We start from the raw sequence: 18623 nt of genomic DNA on the forward strand, positions 1-18623 counted from the left end.
AGGTCGGACTTGTCCGACCTATCGGGTTTCTCAGGTCGGTTGCAGGGCCAGACGACCCGGCCTGCCGGAACTCCCGACGAATGCAAGGGTAGCTCTTCCCGATGTTGATCCTGGAATTCCTGGTCAAGCGGATCGCGCAGGGCCTCCTGATCGTCTTCATCACCTCGTTGATCATCTTTACGCTGTTGCGCGTGGTTCCAGGCGATCCCGTTCGTCTGATCGTCGGCGGCATGGCGCCGCCCGATGTGGTCGAGCAGGTGGCGACCAAGATGGGGCTGCGCGATCCCATCATCGTTCAATACGGCCGCTATATGCGCGGTCTGCTCCAGGGCGACCTCGGACAGTCCTATCTTCGGCCGCGTAGCGGGATGATTGCGGCCGGTGGCCAATATGTCGATCCGACCAAGTCGGACATGGCGCTTGTGACCGACCTCATTCTCGAACGATTGCCATTCACGCTGCAATTGGGCGGCATGGCCTTGTTGTTCGCGCTGTTGATCTCGTTTCCGGTCGGAATAGCCGGTGGTCTGCATCAGCATCGATGGCAGAACGCCCTGGCGTTCGGCATGCAGTCGCTTTTCGTGTCGATCCCGAATTTCTGGCTCGCGATCGTTCTGATCCTGTTTCTGTCAATCAAGCTGAAGCTGCTTCCGGCGCTCGGCTACCAGGGCTTCTCCTATGTCATTCTGCCGGCCCTGGTGCTGGCGGTGGAGATCGCGCCCTTCATCATCCGGACACTGACGACGTCACTTGGCGAGGTGATGCAGGCGCCGTTCATCGATGAAGCCCGGGTTCGCGGCCTGTCGCGCCGCCGCATCGTCTATTCCCATGCGCTGCGCAATGCCGCGGTGCCGCTGGTCAATTTGCTCGGCATCCAGCTTTCGACCCTGATCGGCGGCGTGCTGGTGATCGAATACATCTTCGATTATCCGGGCCTCGGCAATCTGACCGTCGTCTCCGTCGTCGGACGTGATTTCCCGGTCATCCAGGGCATCGCCATTACGACCAGCGCGGTGTTCGTCTTCATCAATATCATCGTGGATCTGGTCGCTTATCTCATCGACCCTCGCGTGGAGATCTGACCATGACGGCCACCACGGTGATTGCTGCGGAGCTTGAACCTCGATTGGCCCGCATCCGGTCCGTCAATCGGCGGATACTGGCTGCAGCCTGGAGCATGTCGAGCTTCAAGGTCGGTTTCTTTGTCTTCATCGCGTTGCTGCTGGCGTCCGCGATCTATCCCGAAGTGTCCTCGGTCAGCGCCACCAAGATGGTGGTGAAGGACAAATTCCTGGCGCCGGTCTATCTGGGCGAGAAATGGACCTGGGATCACGTGCTCGGCACGGATCAGCTCGGCCGTGACATCCTGATGCGCAGCCTTATCGGACTGCGCTATTCGCTGCTGGTCGGCATCGTCACGGTGCTCCTGATCTTCATCATCGGCTGCGGCCTCGGCCTGTTCGCGGGCTTCAAGGGCAGGTGGTGGGACACCATCATCATGCGGATCACCGACGCGCAGCTCTCGATTCCGATGATCATCCTGGCGATCACGATTCTCGGCGTGTCGCGGCCGACCGTCCCGACCATCATTATCGTGCTGGCGCTGTCCGGCTGGCCGCTCTACGCGCGGGTGGCCCGCAGTGCCGCGGTCGCCGAGCGCGGCAAGGAATATGTGCGTGGCTTGCGGGTGCTCGGGGCCGGGGACTGGCGCATCCTGCTGCTGTTCGCTGCGCCCAACATCCTGCCGCCGATCGCGTTCGTCGCAGTGCTCGATGTCGCCCGCATGATGATCTTCGAAGCGATCCTGGGCTTCCTCGGGCTCGGCATTCAGCCGCCGACCCCGAGCTTTGGCAGCATCATCGCCGATTCCCGCAAATATCTGCTCAATGCCTGGTGGATCGGAACCATCCCGGGCATCTTCCTCGCCATCGCGCTCACCTCGATCAATCTGATGGGCTCTGCGCTGGAAAAGGCGCGCAACCGCATCTATGGAGGTCTTTGAGATGGATCTCTCGCTCATTCTCGAAATCGACGATCTGACGGTTGGTGCGACGACACCCGGGGCGGCTCCCATTCTCGATCACGTCAGCTTCCGCCTCAGCACGTCGGAGATTTTCGGCATCTACGGGGAAAGCGGTGCGGGCAAGACGGTGCTCAGCCGCGCGCTGGCGAACTGGTTGCCGGAGAGCCTGGAATATCGCGCCGGACGGGTCGCCTTCGCCGGTCATGACATCCTCGGCGCCGGCGCGCGCGAAGTCCGGATCGGGCGCGATATCGCCTATATCGGCTCCAAGCCGCAGAGTTCGCTCGATCCGACCGTGCCGGTGGGCGTCCAGATCGCGGAGAAGCTGCACAGTGTGAGGCCTGAATGGAACGGGCGCGAGTGTCGTGACCGGGTCATGCAGCTGCTCGGCGAGGTCCGCATCCCCTCGCCAAAGGAGCGCTACTGGGACTACCCGTCGAAATTCTCCGGCGGCATGATGCAGCGCGCGATGATCGTGGATGCCATTTGCGCCGAACCCGCCGTGCTGATCGCCGACAACGTGACCCAGCCGCTGGACGTCACCATCGCCGCGCAGATCGTGGCCTTGCTCCATGACCTCTGCACGCGGCACAAGATGGCGACGATCTATTTGTCGTCTTCCTTGCCGACGCTCGGCCAGTTCGGCGATCGAACGGCCGTGCTGCACCAGGGCCGGTTTGTCGAGCAACAGGCGTTCGCCGACCTGCTGGCTTCGCCGCAATCCGACTACACGCGCAAGGCCATCGCAAGCGTGCCGCGGATGTGGGAGACGGCGGAGGGCCCGCTTGCTCGCCGTCAGGCGCAGGGCGAGGCGCCGTTGATGAAGGTGGAGAATGTCCATCGCACCTATCGCGCCCGCAAGCGCGGCACCTTCAACAGCTACAGCAACGTGCAGGCGGTGCGCGGTGTCACGCTCGACATCATGCCACGCGAGAATTTCGGCATCGTCGGAGAATCCGGCTGCGGCAAGTCGACCCTGACCCGGCTCTTGGCCTGGCTGGAGACGCCTGACAGCGGCAGCATCGTCTTGAACGGGACTTCGCTCGGTGCGCTGTCGTCGGGGGATTTGATCCGCAAGCGCAACGAGTTCCAGCTGCTCCTGCAGGATCCCTACAATGCCTTGCCGCCGCGGACCACGGTCGGCCGCATGATCGAGGAGAGTCTCCTGATCCGTGGCAGGGTCAAGCGCGCCGATTTGAGGAAGCGAGTGATCGCGGCGATGGCCGAAGTCGGTCTTGCCGCTGACCTCTACGATCAGCTGCCGAACGCGCTCTCGACCGGCGAGCGCCAGCGCATCTCGATCGCACGAGCCCTGATTCTCGATCCCAAGCTCCTGATCCTCGACGAGACCTTGTCGGCGCTGGACCAGCGCGAGCAGGGCAGGCTGATCGAGCTGTTCTCGAAATTGCAGGAGAAGAACGACCTCACCTACGTCTTCATCTCGCACGATCTCGCCATGGTGCGGAAGGTCTGCACGCGGATCGCGGTGATGTATCTCGGCGAGATGGTCGAGATTGCCGACAACCACCATCTCTTCTTCGACCCGCAGCATCCTTATACCAAGGCGCTGCTGTCGGCGGCCCCGACGTTGGAGCAGAAGCCGTTTGATCCCTCCGATTTTCTGCTCGAGGGCGAGCCGCCCAGCCCGATCGACATCCCAGCCGGCTGCAGCTTCGCGTCGCGCTGTCCGAAGGCCTTCGGCCGCTGTCGGGTGGAGACGCCAGGGCTCGTCGAGCATTCGCCGGGGCGCTTCGCCGCTTGCCATCTGCTCGATGGTGATCAGGCGCAGGCGGCGGCCTGACGGTCAGGGTCGTGGCTTGAACGGCCAGCCCATCTTGATTGAACGCAGATCTTCCAGCGCCTTCGTCACCTGGAGGACGCCGAGATCGTCGAAGCGATGGCCGATGACCTGGACACCGATTGGCAGATCCCGGGAATCGAACGCCATGCAGACTGTGGAAGCGGGTTGGCAGGTCTGGTTGAACATGGCCGTGAACAGCGTGTGCGCGAGCGGCGTCTCGCGGGAGACACCCGGTTCTTCCGCCGGAAAATTCACCACCGGCAGCGTCGGTGAGATGACATAGTCCCAGCCTTCGAACGCCCCCAGCAGCGCCGCCTTCATTTTGGCGATCTGCCCCAGGGCCCGGTAGAGATCGGTGCCTGAATGCTTTTCTCCGCCGAGAGACCACGCGCGAACGTAGGGATCGATGTCGCGTGGGGTGTCAGTATGCGCGGGCAGCGAGGTGTATTCGAGATACCCGCGGACCTGGAGGAACAGGTCAATCGCCGCATAGGCGTCATGGTCTAGCTGCGAGGCAAACGGTTCAACGAACGCGCCTGCGCCCGCCAGCAGCTTTCCGGTCGCCTCGACGGTCTCGCGCACGACCGCTTCGGGTTTCATGCCAAAGCCCATGTCGGTGAGGATTCCGATCTTCAATCCCTTCACATCGCGCTCGAGGCGCTCGTGATAGCGCACGCCGTCGGCGGGGAGGCTCCAGGTGTCGCGCTCGTCCTGCTGCGTCAGCACGGTCAGCAGGCGGGCGATATCGTCGACGCTGCGGCCCATGGGACCGGCCATGCGCATGGTGTCGGCCGGCAGATGCGGCACGCGTCCGTGGGTGGGCTTGAGTCCGGCGAGGCCGCAATGTGCAGCTGGAAGGCGGACGGAGCCCGCGATATCCGTGCCGACGGAGACATATCCGGCGCCGGCAGCGACCGACGCGGCGGCGCCGGCCGACGAGCCGCCGGTGTTCCAGGCAAGCCCCCAGGGGTTGCGGGTGATGCCGTGCAGCGAGCTGATGCCTGACGCCATCAGGCCGCAATCCGGCATCGTGGTTTTTGCAAAGATCACCGCGCCGGCTTCGCGCAATGCGATCGCCGGTGGTGAATCGTAATTTGAAGGCGGCAGGGCGCGGTTGGCTCCGATGCCATGAAAGTAGGGCCAGCCGGCCATGGCGACGCTGTCCTTGACGGTCATTGGAATACCATCGAGCGGACCCAGCGCAGCTCCGGCCTTCCATCGGGCTTCCGAGCGTTGCGCGCTGGCCATGGCCTGTTCCGGACGGAAGCTGAACAAGGCGTTGATCGCGGTATTGACCCCTTCGGAGTGGTTGAGGGTCGCTCGCAGCACCTCCACCGGAGACAGCGCGCGCGAGGCGTACGCCTCCGCCAGCTCGGCAAGGCTCATCCCGATCAGTTCTGCAGCAGACATGGTGGCCTCGATGGGTCGCGTCCCGGATCACACTCCGGATAGCGGACATAGCGCGCATAAGGGTAGGCCCGCTGGTTCAACGGCATGATTTGGTGGAGCGCGAGGCATCCCTTTTGCATCTGTCCTGATCAAAATCTGCCTGATCAAATTGGGCGGACACGAAGGTCGGCTGAACGGCAACTGCAAGAGATCGGAAGTCGCCATGAGTCAATCTGGAATGAGTCAATCTGGAACGGAACTGGCTACCATCCGGAATTCCATTGCCGGGTTCCCCGGATGGGGATCCGGAGACATCGTGATCGAACCTGCCATCCCGATCCTGGCTTCGCCAAGCTGGCGAGGCGTCGACGGCTTTCCCTGGCGCGCCACCAGAAAGGGCAGTGGCGAGAGCATCTTCATCAAGGCCATGGATCGCGATGCGGAGCTTTATATCGACGTGGCGTGCGCCTTCGAGGCGGCGCAGCGTGCATCCGATCTCGGCATCGGGCCCAAAGTGCTGATGGCCGATCCGAAGGCGGGCCTGCTGGTGATGGAGGATCTCAACCAGGGCTGGCGGGTCGGTACCTTGGAGCGGATGCTCGAGCCCGACATCGTCGACGCCGTCATTGCGGCGATGCGCCTGTTTCAATCCGGACCGCCGCTGCCACGCCGCAAGAGCGTCTTTGACGAGATCGAGCATTTCCATGCTGCTGCGGCGGCCGCGAAAGCACAGTTGCCGTCGGATGCCGAATGGCTGGTCAAGGAGTTGCGCTTTGCGGCCGACGCCCTCCGGATGCTGGACATCAACGCGGTGCCGATCCACGGCGACGGCAATGTTTCGAATATCCTGATCAGCGACGCAGGCGAGGTTCGTCTGATCGACTGGGATCGCGCGACGACGGCCGACCCGCTGGAGGATATTGGCACCTTCTTCGTCGAGGCCTGCGCGCAGGAGCCTGAGGCGCGCGACCTCTTCACCCGCAGCACCGGGACATTCGACGAGGGGACGTTCAACCGTGCGCGGATTTACGGCGTGGCTGATGATCTGCGCTGGGGATTGATCGGCGCGCTGCTCGCCGCCAAATCGGCGCGCAATACGCTGGAGTTCTACAAATTCGCCAGTTGGCGCTTCGTGCGTTGCCGCATGGCGGTTCGGGAGCCCCGCTTTGGCGAGATGCTTCGGAGGATCGCATGACCGTTCGCAGAAAAGTTGGTGAGGGGACCACGGTTCACGAACGCAACGTCGAAGCCGCCATCGCTCGCGTCCCGCAATGGCGCGGCAAGGCGGCCGTCTATGCACCGCTGGTCGGCGGCCTGTCGAACCAGAACTGGCTGGTCGAGATGTCCGGCGACGCGCGCCGCTATTTCGTCAAGGTGCCGGGCGAGGGCTCGGAAATGTTCATCGATCGCGTCACCGCCAACGAGGCCGCGCGCAATGCCCATGCCATGGGTGTCGGGCCGGAGGTCATCTTCTTCGACGCGGCGGACGGGCTGGAGATCAGTGAATTTCTGGAGGGCTACCGCGCCTGCACCAATGCGGATTTCGGCGATTCCGCCATCCAGTCCGACGTGCTCGATCTCTATCGCCGTTTGCATGGCGGCCCCAAGCTCGGCCAGACCAAGACGATCTTCGACATGATCGAGGAACATATCGAGCAGGGCAAGGAACTGGGATCGCATTTCCCGCAGGACATGCCCTGGCTGATGCACCGCTACAATCAGGCCAAGTCGGCCTTCCTGGCGTCGGGCCTCGACCTCGTTCCGTGCTTCAACGATCCCATGCCGGGGAATTTCCTCATTTCGGCCGAAGTCGGCGCGCCCAGGCCGATGAAGCTGATCGACTACGAATTCGCCTCCAACAATGAGCGCAGCTACGAGCTCGGCGTGCTATTTGCCGAAATGTTCTTTGACGAGAAGCTGACGGAAGCCCTCATCGAGCAATATCTGGGCGAGGTTCGTCCGCAGATGATTGCGCGCGTCATTCTCAACCGCGCGCTCGCGGATATGAAATGGGCCTCATGGGCGGTCGTCAACCGCAAGCTCAACACCTGGGATTTCGACTACCAGAAGTACGGCGTCTGGAAATACATGCGCGCCCGCGACGTGATGTATGACCCGCGCTGGGACGGCTGGTTACGGCTGGTGTGAGCCGGCGCCGGCCCCGACGGTCTCTTGCGGCTATTGCTTCAGGATGGTCAGGGCCTGCTCGAGCAGGCTGTCGTTCGCCGCGGCGATCACGCGGCCGTCGGAGTCCGGTGTGAGTGGCCGCCCATCCCAGTCGCGTATGATTCCGCCGGCGCCCTCGACCACGGGAATCAATGCCATGAAGTCGAACGATTTGAGCGACGTCTCCACGACAAGATCGCAATGGCCGGACGCCAGCAGCCCATACTGATAGCAATCGCCGCCAAATCGTCGGAACATGGCTTTCTTGCTCAGCAAGTCATAGCGAGCCCAATCCTGCGGCGTAAAGAAGTCCGGCGAAGATGTGTAGATCTGTGCGTCTTCCAGTCTTGCCGTGCGGCTGACCATGGCGGGCTTGCCGTTGAAGCTGACCCCACGCCGCGTGCCATACCACCGTTCGGCCAGCGCCGGCATGTCAATCATGCCGGCGACGACCGATCCTTCGTGTTCGTCGGCGAGCGCGACAAGCGTGCCGAACAGCGGCATTCCGGAGATAAAGCTCTTCGTTCCGTCGATCGGATCGAGGTACCAGGTGTGGCGCTCGCCGAAGGTCGATCCCATCTCCTCACCGACGATGCCGTGATCGGGGAAGCGCGCGCTGATCAGGCGCCGCAATTCCACTTCGATCGCACGATCGGCGATCGTCACCGGCGTCAGATCCTGCTTGCGTTCGAAATCGACACTGGAACGGAAATGGGTCAACGCAATCCGGCCGGCCACGTCGGCGAGTTCATGGAAGAACGCAGCGAGTTCGTTCGCAGAAATCTTGTCTTGAATGTCGTCCAATGCTCGCTCCAGGGGAAAGCACGTCGCGCATGAGCGGCGCAGAGGCTGGCCTTGGGAATTCGGCTCTAAACCGTCTCGTGAAGCTGTTGCTTGCGAACGTTCCAATACGGGGACCCGAATGCCTTGCGTGAGGAGGCCATTCGTGGCGAAGACGATCCGTTCGGTCCGGCAGCGCGCGCAGCTGGGCCCGGCCGCGGCGCGGCTTGCGGTGCCTGGCGAACGTCACGCGGGGCCACCTTGAAGTGGCGGCTGAAGCAGCGCGAGAAATGCGAGACGTTCTTGAAGCCCACTTCGTAGGCGACCTCCGACACGGTACGGTGGCCCTTGGGATCGGCAACCAGGATTTCGTAGGCTCGCTGCAGTCGTTTGGTCTGCACGAACTGGCTGACCGTGGTCTCGTTGTCCGTGAACAGACTGTAGAGATAGCTCAGCGAGATGCGGCTGCTGGCCGCAATCTTCTTCGGTGACAGGGATTGGTCGCCGAGATGGCTTTCAATGAAATCAACGATCCGGCGACGCAGGTGATAGCGCGCATTGCGGACGTCTGTGGCGGCGCCCCTGTCCTCCGAGCCGATCGTGAGGGCCACGAAGCTGATGACTTCCGTCGCAAGCGCCTGTGGATTCGGCGCCGGCAACTCGATGAACAGCTCGGCCACGTTTTGGACCATTCCGGCCAGAAGGCGGGTCATCTGCTCGTTTGGCTTGAAGCGTCGGCTGATGTGATCCTCGATCGAGACGAGACGTCCGCGCAGCTCCGCGGCCGGGATCCGAAGCATCAGAAGGCGTGTGGTCTTGTCGGACGACAATTCGTAGAAGGCGAGTTCGCTGAGCAGGACATATTCGCCGGCCCGGGCAATGCCGACGCGGCCGTCCTGGCTGAACGTCACACATCCGGTCAGGGGAAATACGAGCACATAGGAAGCATCGTGAATGCTGGAGGTGCGTTTCCAGCTGCAGGCGAAGGCTTGCTGCGGCGCGACGAGTTCAAGATCCAGGCGTCCGATCCTGGTTCGCCTATGCGATGCAGGACCCTTGTCGCCGCCACCATCATCAAGGCCGGTATACTCCTCGCGAGAAGCAAGAGATGTGAGGCTTGCCATGGTTTGGTCTCTCTCAGGGTTGGGCAACGATCAACTCCGTTCCGGCTTCTCGGAGCGCCGTTGCCAGAGATCCTTCCGGTTGCCGGTCGGTAACCAGACGGTCGATGTCGGTCCATTGCGCAAACACGGTCAGGGCGCGCTGGTCGAACTTGCTGTGATCGGCGACGAGGATCGCTTCCGCTGCGCGCTTGACCATCGCGCCATAGATCGCGCCGGCCTCATCATCCGCATCGTTGGCGCCCCGTGCGCTGATGCCTGTCGCACTCACGATGGCGCGGTTGGCCTCGTAGCTGTTGATGTTGGCGATCGTCTGTGTGCCGAACACATAGCCTTCGGTCGGGTGATAGCGACCCGGACAGCACAGCACCCGGATGGATGAATTGACCGCGAGCGCGCCCGCAATCGCATAGTCGTGCGTGATGACCGTGATGTCGCGCGCGCGCAAAGCCAATCGTCTGGCGACATGAAACGTCGTGGCGCCGGCGGCCAGCATCAGGACTTCGTTCGGTAGAACGAGGTCGGCGATCACGGCGGCGATCGCCTCGCGTTCGGCGATCATGAGCGCCTTGCGATCGGTGAGAGCCGGTTCGAGCGCAAACGGACGGGACGCGCCGCCATAGGTGCGGTTGATGAGCTTCTGTTCCTGAAGCTCCACGAGGTCTCGGCGTATGGTTTCGCCGGAGACACCAAGCGACGCCGCAATCTCGGAGGCGCGCAGGGTCGGGGCGGCGGTGAGTTGCGCGATGATGTGCTTGTGTCGCGCCAGCTTCGAGAGGCGATCGCCGTCGCTCTTTCGTGGCCGTCTGTCGGCCGCGGAGGCGTCGCTGGTCTGAAGCGGCTCGCTCGTCATTGACGTGTCCTCATCTGCCTCGGCCGTCGGGACAAGGAAGTCTTTCTCACGGCAGTTTGGAAAGATACACCAATTATGTGGCAAGTCCCTCAAATTCTGGGCAGTGGAGTGCCCAGTATCTCCGCATGCAACGGTTGGTATCGATCTAATCCATTGAAAGCAGGATAGTATTTGGAGTGACGTGAGGCTGCATGCCTGAGGCTCCGATGTCTTTTGCCTCTGGTCGGCTTGTCATTGTGGGAATTCGCACATTTCTTCAAGCTGATCGGGAAATGACTGCGGCACGATCGCTGCAGTGATCGCTTTGACTTGCGCAAGGCGCGGTCAGAGGAGGCGTGTAGTGCAGCGGGAAACAGAAATTCTGGCGTTGAATGCCTTCGACCAGAGTCGTGCGCCCGCGATGGGCGCCGAACTCGGGGAGGCGGTGCAACGACGCCTGCGGTCGTTCGGCAAGGCTTCGGTCCTGTTTTACCAGGAGCCGATCCGAATGGAGCGCGCCGAAGGCGTCTACATGTTCGACGTCGAGGGCCGCCGATATCTCGATCTCTATAACAACGTCCCATCGGTCGGGCATTCGCACCCTCGCGTCGTTGAGGCCATTCGTCGCCAGGTCGGTCTGCTCAACACCCACACGCGCTATCTCAACGACATGGTGGATGGCTATGCGGAGCGCTTGCTGGCGACATTTCCATCCGAGATCGATCATCTGGTGCTGACGTGCACTGGTAGCGAGGCTAACGATCTGGCGCTGCGGATCGCGAAGGTCGCGACCGGCCGGGCCGGCTTCATCGTCACGGAGACGGCATATCACGGCAACACCACAGCCGTGACCGACATATCGCCGTCCTCACGTCCGGGCCAACCGTTGCCGTCTCATGTGCGGGTGGTGCCAGCGCCCGAGATGTTCCGCAATCTCGTCGGCGATCCGGGGCGGCGTTTCGCCGACAATGTTGCGGCGGCAATTGCCGATCTCGAGCGAAGCGGTGTCGGGTTCGCAGGGCTACTGGTGGACACGATCTTTTCGAGCGACGGTGTCTACGCCGAACCGGCCGGCTTCCTGGCATCGACCATAAAGCTCGTCCATGAACGCCAGGGGTTGTTCATCGCCGACGAGGTGCAACCAGGTTTTGGACGCACCGGTGCAGCCATGTGGGGCTTTGCGCGCCATGGTGTTGTCCCCGACATTGTGACCATGGGCAAGCCCATGGGCAATGGCTTTCCCATGGGAGGCGTCGCCTTGCGTGCACAATTGCTCGATTGTTTTGCGGCGGAAGTGAAGTACTTCAACACGTTCGGTGGCAATCCAGTGGCCGCAGCGGCGGGGCTTGCGGTGCTCGACGTGATCGAAGATGAGGGCCTGTTGCAGAATGCGGGCGAGGTCGGACGTCATCTGATGGACGGATTGCGCGAGATCGGCAATCGCCACATCCAGATCGGGGATGTTCGCGGCGCCGGTCTGTTCATCGGCCTCGAGCTCGTACTTGATCGTGACAGCAAGGAGCCGGCGCCGGAGCTCGCAATCATGCTAATCAACCGCCTGCGCCAGCGCGGCTTCCTGATCGGCGCTGCCGGACCATTCGGCAGCACTCTCAAGATTCGCCCGCCGCTGTGTTTCGGCACGGACCACGCGGATTTGTTCATCACTGCTTGCGATGAAGAGTTGCGCGCGATCGCGTCGGCCTAAGGGGCTCGTTCAAGTTCATGGAAGCAAGACACGTAAAAACCGCCGCCGATGCCAAGGCTCTGGTCGAGAAACGGAACCTGTCTCACGTCAAACTTGGGGTCGTCGATCTCGATGGTGTCATTCGTGGAAAATATCTCGCGCGTGACAAGTTCTTTGGCGCATTGGAGAGTGGCCTCAGCTTCTGCGATATCATCTTCGGTTGGGATTCCAACGACCAGATGTACGACGCCGGCAAGTTTACTGGCTGGCACACGGCCTTTCCCGACGCCACTGCCCGCATCGATCCGGCGACCTGCCGCGATATCCCGATGGAAGAGAACATGCTGTTCTTTCTCGGCGAGTTCGAGGGTGAGGCGGAAAAGCTCTGCCCGCGCCGGCTGCTTCGCCGGGTCATCGATCGTGCCGAAGTCATGGGATTTGCCCCATCGGTGGCTGCCGAGTTTGAATTCTTCGTGTTCGACGAAACGCCCCACAGCGTGCGAGAAAAGGGCTTTCGCGGGCTGAAGAATCTCACGCCGGGCTGGTTCGGCTATTCCATGCTGCGCGCCTCCGTGGAGTCGGAATTCCATCGCTCGCTCCTCAAGCTGTGTGACGAGATGGATATGCCGATCGAGGGTCTGCACACTGAGACCGGGCCCGGTGTCCTGGAAGCCGCGATCCAATACACCGATGCGCTCGAGGCTGCGGATCGCGCGGTGCTGTTCAAGACCTTTTCAAAAGTCTGGGCCGAGCGTCAGGGCAAGATGCTCACCTTCATGGCCAAATGGTCGAGCGCGTATCCTGGACAATCCGGGCACCTGCATCTTTCGCTGCGCGACAAGGACGGCAACCCAGCATTCTACCAGAGCGGGCGCCCCGGCAACATGTCCGACACCATGCGCTGGTTTGTCGGCGGCCAGCAGGCATTGCTGCCGGAATTGCTGGCGATGGTTGCATCCACCGTGAACAGCTATTCGCGTCTGGTACCGGGCTTCTGGGCGCCGACGGATGCTACCTGGGGAATCGAGAACCGCACCTGTGCGCTGCGGGTCATTCCCGGAAAACCTGCGAGTCAGCGTGTGGAATATCGGGTCGCTGCCGCCGATATCAATCCGTACCTTGCGATCGCCGCGGCGCTGGGATCGGGGCTCTGGGGGATCGAGCACAAGATCGAACCGAGCGAGCCAATCGCCGGGAATGCCTATGAGCGAATGCTCCCGCCCGAGCGGGCGTTTCCGCGCACGCTGTCGGAAGCCGCCGAGCGATTGATGGCTTCGCAGGCGGCCCGCAATCTGTTTGGAGACGTCTTCGTCGATCACTACGCCATGACACGGCAGTGGGAGGAACGCGAATTCCGCAAAGCCATCACCGATTGGGAACTTGCCCGCTACTTCGAGATCGTCTGATTTCGCTGGAGCGCTGACCCGGCGGAAATCGTTCCACCTTCGCATCGAGCACTGAGAGCCGCACATGGATGTTCAGATCACCGGGGCCTGGAATTTTCCGACGCGTGTCATTACCGGTCCGGGCCGCATCGCCGAGCTCCCCGAATCCTGCCGGACATATGGCCTTACCAGACCGTTGCTGGTCACCGACCACGGTCTCGCCAAGACCGATCTCATCGCCGGCATTGTCAGCCGCATTCGCGAGGCGAGAATACCGCTCGGCATATTTTCCGACGTGAAGACAAATCCGACAGCGGCGAACCTGAGCGCTGGAGTGCGCGCATTCAAAGCGGGCGGCCATGACGGCGTGATCGCGGTCGGGGGAGGTTCGGCGCTGGACGTCGGAAAATGCGTGGCGTTCATGGTGGCGCAGTCGCGGCCGGTATGGGACTTCGAGGACATCGGCGACTGGTGGACCCGCGCCAACACGCATGGCATCGCACCGATCATCGCCGTGCCGACCACGGCCGGCACCGGTTCCGAGGTGGGCCGTGCCGTCGTGATCACGCGCGAAGACACCCATGAGAAGAAGATCATCTTCCATCCCATGATGATGCCGAAGATCGCGATCGAGGACCCCGAGCTTGCAGTTGGGCTCTCGCCATTTCTCACGATGGCGACGGGTGTGGACGCTCTGTCCCATTGCTTTGAGGCCTATTGCGTCAAGGCGTTTCATCCACTCGCCGACGGCATTGCCCTTGAGGGGATGAAGATCGTCGACACCTACCTGCCACGCGCCGTCGAGAATGGTCGGGATCTCGAATCCAGATCCTACATGTTCGCCGCGGCGTCGATGGGGGCCGCCGCCTTCCAGAAGGGACTGGGCGCGATCCACTCGGTATCCCATCCGGTCGGTGCGCGCTACGACACCCACCATGGGCTGACCAACGCTGTGGTCTTTCCTTACGTCGTCGTTTGCAACAGAAACGCGATTGCCGACAAGATGCCGCACATAGCTCGCGCGCTGAATTTGCCTAGCCATGATTTCGATGCGGTGTTGTCCTGGATCCTGGCCTTGCGAAAGAAGCTTGGCGTACCGCACACTTTGGCCGAGCTCGGTGTGAAGGAGAGTGAGGCCCGGACGATTGCCGCCGATGCGGCGAGGGATCCGACCGCGAGCACCAATCCTCGCCAGTTGACCGAAGCAGAGTTCGAGCAACTGACGCTTGCAGCCATTCGTGGTGATCTCGGAACATGACCGTCTTGCACGATCTCATCGCAAGTTTCTCGGCGATTGGCGCGACTGACGGCGGCGGCGTCTGCAGGCTTGCGGCAACGGCGCTCGACAAACTGGCGCGAGATCTCTTTCTGCGCGAGATCGGCAACCGTGGCCTCGTCCCGAGGATCGATGCGATCGGCAATATGTTCGGCGTCGCAATTCTCGACCCCGCGTTGGACGACGTCGTGATCACCGGCTCGCACCTCGATTCCCAGCCGACGGGCGGGCGATACGATGGTGTCTATGGTGTACTGGCAGGGCTCCTTGCGGTCGAAGCGGTCAGGGAGCGCTGTTTTGCGAACCCCGGCGCCGCACGACGCAACCTGGCCGTCGTGAACTGGACCAATGAGGAAGGAGCCCGTTTTCAGCCTAGCCTGACCGGCAGCTCCGTTTTCGCCGGCAGCTTGAGCTTGCCGGACGCCTATGCCTGTGCGGATGGCGACGGCGTCACGCTCGGCGCTGCACTGGCCGCGATCGGCTACTGCGGTGTCACGCCGCTCGAGTACCGCCCGGTACGTTATGTGGAACTTCACGTCGAGCAGGGTGATCGGCTCGAGCTGGTTTCCGGGGACATTGCCGCGGTTTCCGGCGCCTGGATGACGCGCAAGATATCGGTCGTCTTCGAGGGTGATTACTCGCATACGGGACCGATGCCGATGCCCCTGCGCCGGGACGCCCTACGCGCGGCGGCCCGCGCGATCGAAGCCCTCTACGTCGAAGTCGCGCGCGAGAACGCCGGCGCGCACGCCTCTGCGGCGCGTATCAGCGTTCACCCGAATTCGCCGAATGTGGTCGCAGGCCGAGTTAGAGTCTGGTTCGAGATCCGACACGAAGAAGAAGCCGTGGTGGCCGCCATCAGTGACCGCTTTCTAACGCGGATCGAGCGCGAAGCTCGCCAGATCGGAGTCGGAATCTCGATAGCCGCCGACGAGAGGCGGTCGGCCCCCGTGCTCGATCCGGATGGTGTCGAGTTGATCCTTGCCGTTGCGACCGATCTCGGCTGCAAGGCCATGACGCTCAAGACCATCACAGGGCATGACGCGTTGGCGGTCCAGAAATGCATCCCGGCCTCGCTCATATTCGTGCCGAGCCAGGGCGGGCTCAGCCACAATCCGCGCGAATTCACGGCACCTGAAGCTCTCGACAAGGGCTACGCCGTGCTGGTCGAGACGTTGTGGCGGATAGTCACTGCCGTGTAGCGACCCGTCGCGCAATACAGACCCTAAGATCGGGGCCACGCCCAGCGGGTCCCGGGTTCGAGCCCTTGTGCGCCGACCATATAGATAAAAGACTTGCCAGCTTTGAGCACCGCCGCGCTCGCAGACGGGCAAGCCGGTATTGCAAATATTTGATATATCATGTATCAAGACTGCGCCGGTATTGCAGGAGACCTGCGGGACGCATGACGAAGCTCATCTTCGGAGTGGTGGCGGACGATCTGTCGGGCGGCATGGAAACGGCCGCCATGCTGGTCGCTGCCGGGATCGAATGCGGATTTGTCACCGACCCCGATCTCGTCGGCAACTGCGGCGATGTGCCGGCCATCGTGGTCGCGCAGAAGACGCGGGTGATCCCCGCAAGCGAAGCCGTCAGCATGACGGCGAAGGCGGCACGTGAGCTGCTTGCGCGGGGCGCGAAGCAGATCTTCTTCAAATATTGTGCGACGTTCGATTCCACCGACCAGGGAAATATCGGCCCGGTCTCCGATCTGCTGATGCAGCTGACCGGCGCCGAATACACCGCCTTCTGCCCGGCTTCTCCCGCCCTTCGAAGGACCGTCTATAATGGTCATCTGTTTCTCGGAACCGAGCTGATCTCGGATTCGCCGAAGCGCAATGACCCGCTGACCCCGATGACCGATCCCGATCTCGTCCGGGTTCTGCAACGTCAAACGCGGGTCAGGGTCGGTCTTCTGGCGCATTCGCAGGTCAACGCCGGCGCCGACACGGCCGGTTGTGCGATCGCGGAAGCGGCGGCTCGCGGTATCCGCTACTTCATTGCGGACACGATCTACGATCGGGATCTCGATACGCTTGCCACGCTCACCTGCGATTGGAAGCTGATGACGGGCAATGCGACGATCGTGCAGCACTACCCGGCAATCTGGAAGGCGCGGGGGCTCATCGCCACGGCCAGGAGACCGCCCGGCTTGCGCGCGGTTGGCGGCGGCGGCGTGGTTCTCGCCGGAAGTTGCGCCGAGCGGACGTTGGAGCAACTTGCCGAATTCGAGAGGAGCCATCCCTTGTTTCGCATCGATCTTCCGAACGCCGAAGATGTGGCGGCGACGGTTGACGATGCGCTCGACTGGGCGCGGCCGCGGCTGGACCGCGGTCCTGTCGGCTTCGCCACCTCGGGCGCGCCGGAGGCCGTCAAAATGGCTCAGCAGCGCTATGGTCGTGAAGGCGCGGCGCAACTCGCCGAAGCCATTCTTGGTCGGCTCGCCGTGTCTCTTCGCAGCATCGGCGTGCGGCGCTTCGTTGTGGCCGGTGGCGAGACGTCTGGTGCGATCGTCGAACACCTCGGCATTCGGCGCTTGCGGGTCGGTCCCTATGGCGGACCCGGCATCGGCACCGCGGTGACCGAAGACGAGGATCCGGTCGCCCTTTGTCTGAAGTCCGGCAAGCTGGGCCCCATCGACCTGTTCGCGACGACGCTGGAAGCGATGTCGAATCCGGAGGCGGTCAATTGAACGAACGCGAACTTAGACAATCCGTGCTGGATACCGTGGCGCGCCTCGAAGCCAAGGGCTTCAATCACGGCAGCAGCGGAAATGTCAGCTGTCGCATCGGAGAAGACGTTCTCATCACGCCGAGCGGCGGCAATAGCGGCAACACGACCATCGATGGTCTCGTCCATTTGAAGCGCGACGGAACCGTGGTTGGCGGCGGCTTGCCCTCCAGTGAATGGCACATGCATCTGGCGATCTTGAACGCCTATCCGCACGTGAACGCGGTGGTGCACACCCATGCCGACTGCTGCGTCGCGCTGTCCTGCCTCGCAAAACCAATTCCGGCATTCCACTACATGGTCGCCGGCTTTGGCGGAAACGATGTGCCTTGTGCACCCTACGCCACATTCGGCACCAGGGCTCTCGCCGACGGCGCCGTCGCGGCGCTGAATGGGCGCAAGGCCTGCCTGCTCGCAAACCACGGGATGATTGCCGTCGGCAAAGGGCTGCCGGCGGCCTTCGACCTCACCGTGAAGCTCGAAACCCTTGCTCGGCAGTATCTTCTTGCCCGTCAGGCCGGCCCACCCGCGATCCTTCCCGACGACGAAATGGCGCGGGTGGTCGCGCGCTATGGCAGCTACGGCCGCGCTGCTCTGCCGGCCTGAGAAGGACAGCTCCATGGAGATCACCGGGAAGACCAGGATCATGTTTGTGCTTGCCGACCCGATCGATCATGTGCGGGCGAGTGCGGTCATGAATACCTATTTCGCATCGATCGGCGACAATCTGGCGGTGTCTCCGATTCATGTCCTGCCCGGCGATCTCGGCCAGGTCGTCGCAAGCATCAGGCTCATGCGCAACGTCTTCGGCTTCGGCGTGACGATCCCGCACAAGACCTGCGTGATCGAGCATCTCGATGAGATCACGCAGACGGCGCAACTGATTGGCGCGGTCAATTTCGTCAAGCGGACGGCGGAAGGGCGCCTCGTGGGCGACAATCTGGATTCCAGGGGATTCATCGCCAGCCTCGCTCAGCACGAGGTTGCCGTTCGCGGTCGGAAGGTGCTCCAGGTCGGTGCAGGTGGTGCGGGACGTGCCACTGCATTCGGCCTGGCGGAGGCCGGCGTGCGCGAACTCACGATCATGAACCGGGATGATCAGAAAGCCCGCGCGCTTGCGGCTGCCGTGGCTGCGCACTATCCCGCCGCGAAGGTCAGCGCCGGCCGCGCGGAGGCGCGCGCATTCGATCTCATCGTCAATACGACGTCGCTCGGCATGAAACCGGATGATCCGCTTCCGGTGGATATCGAAGGTGTCGGTGCCGGCACCACCGTCAGCGACATTATCGTAAATCCAGCCGTGACCCGGCTTCTTGCAAGGGCGGCTGCGCAGGGCGCAAAGGTCATCGGCGGAAAGCCTATGCTTGATGCGCAGATGGCCCTTGTCGCGGGGTTCATCGCGCGATAGCCTGATATATCAAATATTATATCTAGAA

Annotated in this window: 16 protein-coding genes; 12 read left to right on the top strand and 4 right to left on the bottom strand. The window is 62.4% G+C overall.

The window, feature by feature from the left end:
• Positions 1 to 101 precede the first annotated feature (101 nt).
• From RX330_RS08165 to RX330_RS08175, 3 genes are read left to right on the top strand one after another with little or no spacing between them, the layout of a single operon-like run.
• Entirely contained in the window at positions 102 to 1082 is a 981-nt protein-coding gene (locus RX330_RS08165; RefSeq protein ID WP_212091829.1) for an ABC transporter permease, read from the top strand.
• Between the two features lie 2 nt (positions 1083 to 1084).
• Positions 1085 to 2002 carry an ABC transporter permease gene (locus tag RX330_RS08170; RefSeq protein WP_317242658.1) on the top strand — a complete coding sequence of 306 codons (918 nt, stop codon included), beginning with the start codon at positions 1085 to 1087 and terminating at the stop codon, positions 2000 to 2002.
• Position 2003: 1 nt separating this feature from the next.
• Positions 2004 to 3824, top strand: a complete 1821-nt coding sequence (locus RX330_RS08175) for an ABC transporter ATP-binding protein (protein ID WP_317242659.1) — start codon at positions 2004 to 2006, stop codon at positions 3822 to 3824.
• Positions 3825 to 3827: 3 nt separating this feature from the next.
• Here the strand turns inward: RX330_RS08175 and RX330_RS08180 are convergent, their stop codons facing one another.
• Entirely contained in the window at positions 3828 to 5234 is a 1407-nt protein-coding gene (locus RX330_RS08180; RefSeq protein WP_317242660.1) for an amidase, read from the bottom strand.
• A gap of 148 nt (positions 5235 to 5382) precedes the next feature.
• On the opposite strand from RX330_RS08180, the gene RX330_RS08185 reads away from it, so the two are divergent.
• Complete coding sequence (locus tag RX330_RS08185; RefSeq protein ID WP_317242661.1) at positions 5383 to 6408, top strand: phosphotransferase; 1026 nt, start codon at positions 5383 to 5385, stop codon at positions 6406 to 6408.
• Positions 6405 to 7361, top strand: coding sequence for a choline/ethanolamine kinase family protein (locus RX330_RS08190; RefSeq protein WP_212091837.1), 957 nt, complete (start codon positions 6405 to 6407; stop codon positions 7359 to 7361). The genes RX330_RS08185 and RX330_RS08190 overlap by 4 nt, the downstream gene beginning before the upstream one ends.
• Before the next feature lie 30 nt (positions 7362 to 7391).
• Here the strand turns inward: RX330_RS08190 and RX330_RS08195 are convergent, their stop codons facing one another.
• The 3 genes from RX330_RS08195 to RX330_RS08205 all read right to left on the bottom strand — a co-directional run bounded on the left by RX330_RS08195 (position 7392) and on the right by RX330_RS08205 (position 10133).
• On the bottom strand, positions 7392 to 8183 hold the full coding sequence (locus RX330_RS08195) for an inositol monophosphatase family protein (protein WP_212092129.1): 792 nt from the start codon (positions 8181 to 8183) through the stop codon (positions 7392 to 7394).
• 65 nt (positions 8184 to 8248) lie between these two features.
• The gene (locus tag RX330_RS08200; protein WP_212091840.1) at positions 8249 to 9283 is read right to left on the bottom strand and encodes a helix-turn-helix domain-containing protein; all 1035 of its coding nucleotides are present in this window, start codon (positions 9281 to 9283) and stop codon (positions 8249 to 8251) included.
• A gap of 13 nt (positions 9284 to 9296) precedes the next feature.
• On the bottom strand, positions 9297 to 10133 hold the full coding sequence (locus tag RX330_RS08205; protein WP_212091842.1) for a DeoR/GlpR family DNA-binding transcription regulator: 837 nt from the start codon (positions 10131 to 10133) through the stop codon (positions 9297 to 9299).
• 400 nt (positions 10134 to 10533) lie between these two features.
• Between RX330_RS08205 and RX330_RS08210 the strand changes: the two genes are divergently transcribed.
• The 7 genes from RX330_RS08210 (at position 10534) to RX330_RS08240 (ending at position 18595) form a co-directional block, all read left to right on the top strand.
• Positions 10534 to 11817 carry an aspartate aminotransferase family protein gene (locus RX330_RS08210; protein ID WP_249153749.1) on the top strand — a complete coding sequence of 428 codons (1284 nt, stop codon included), beginning with the start codon at positions 10534 to 10536 and terminating at the stop codon, positions 11815 to 11817.
• A 218-nt stretch (positions 11818 to 12035) separates the two neighbouring features.
• Complete coding sequence (locus tag RX330_RS08215) at positions 12036 to 13202, top strand: glutamine synthetase family protein (RefSeq protein WP_317242662.1); 1167 nt, start codon at positions 12036 to 12038, stop codon at positions 13200 to 13202.
• Positions 13203 to 13266: 64 nt separating this feature from the next.
• A complete protein-coding gene (locus RX330_RS08220; RefSeq protein ID WP_317242663.1) occupies positions 13267 to 14439 on the top strand; it encodes an iron-containing alcohol dehydrogenase in 1173 nt (390 codons plus the stop codon).
• Positions 14436 to 15659 carry an allantoate amidohydrolase gene (locus RX330_RS08225; RefSeq protein WP_317242664.1) on the top strand — a complete coding sequence of 408 codons (1224 nt, stop codon included), beginning with the start codon at positions 14436 to 14438 and terminating at the stop codon, positions 15657 to 15659. Before RX330_RS08220 ends, RX330_RS08225 begins: the two co-directional genes overlap by 4 nt.
• Positions 15635 to 17149, top strand: coding sequence for a 3-oxo-tetronate kinase (gene otnK, locus RX330_RS08230; RefSeq protein ID WP_317242665.1), 1515 nt, complete (start codon positions 15635 to 15637; stop codon positions 17147 to 17149). Before RX330_RS08225 ends, otnK begins: the two co-directional genes overlap by 25 nt.
• A complete protein-coding gene (locus RX330_RS08235) occupies positions 17146 to 17793 on the top strand; it encodes a class II aldolase/adducin family protein (protein ID WP_317242666.1) in 648 nt (215 codons plus the stop codon). The genes otnK and RX330_RS08235 overlap by 4 nt, the downstream gene beginning before the upstream one ends.
• Positions 17794 to 17806: 13 nt before the next feature.
• Positions 17807 to 18595 (top strand): shikimate dehydrogenase family protein, encoded by a 789-nt coding sequence (locus tag RX330_RS08240; protein ID WP_317242668.1) that lies wholly within the window; start codon positions 17807 to 17809, stop codon positions 18593 to 18595.
• The last annotated feature ends 28 nt before the right edge of the window (positions 18596 to 18623 follow it).

Origin of the sequence: Bradyrhizobium sp. NDS-1, assembly GCF_032918005.1 — a bacterium.
GTDB lineage: Bacteria > Pseudomonadota > Alphaproteobacteria > Rhizobiales > Xanthobacteraceae > Bradyrhizobium > Bradyrhizobium tunisiense.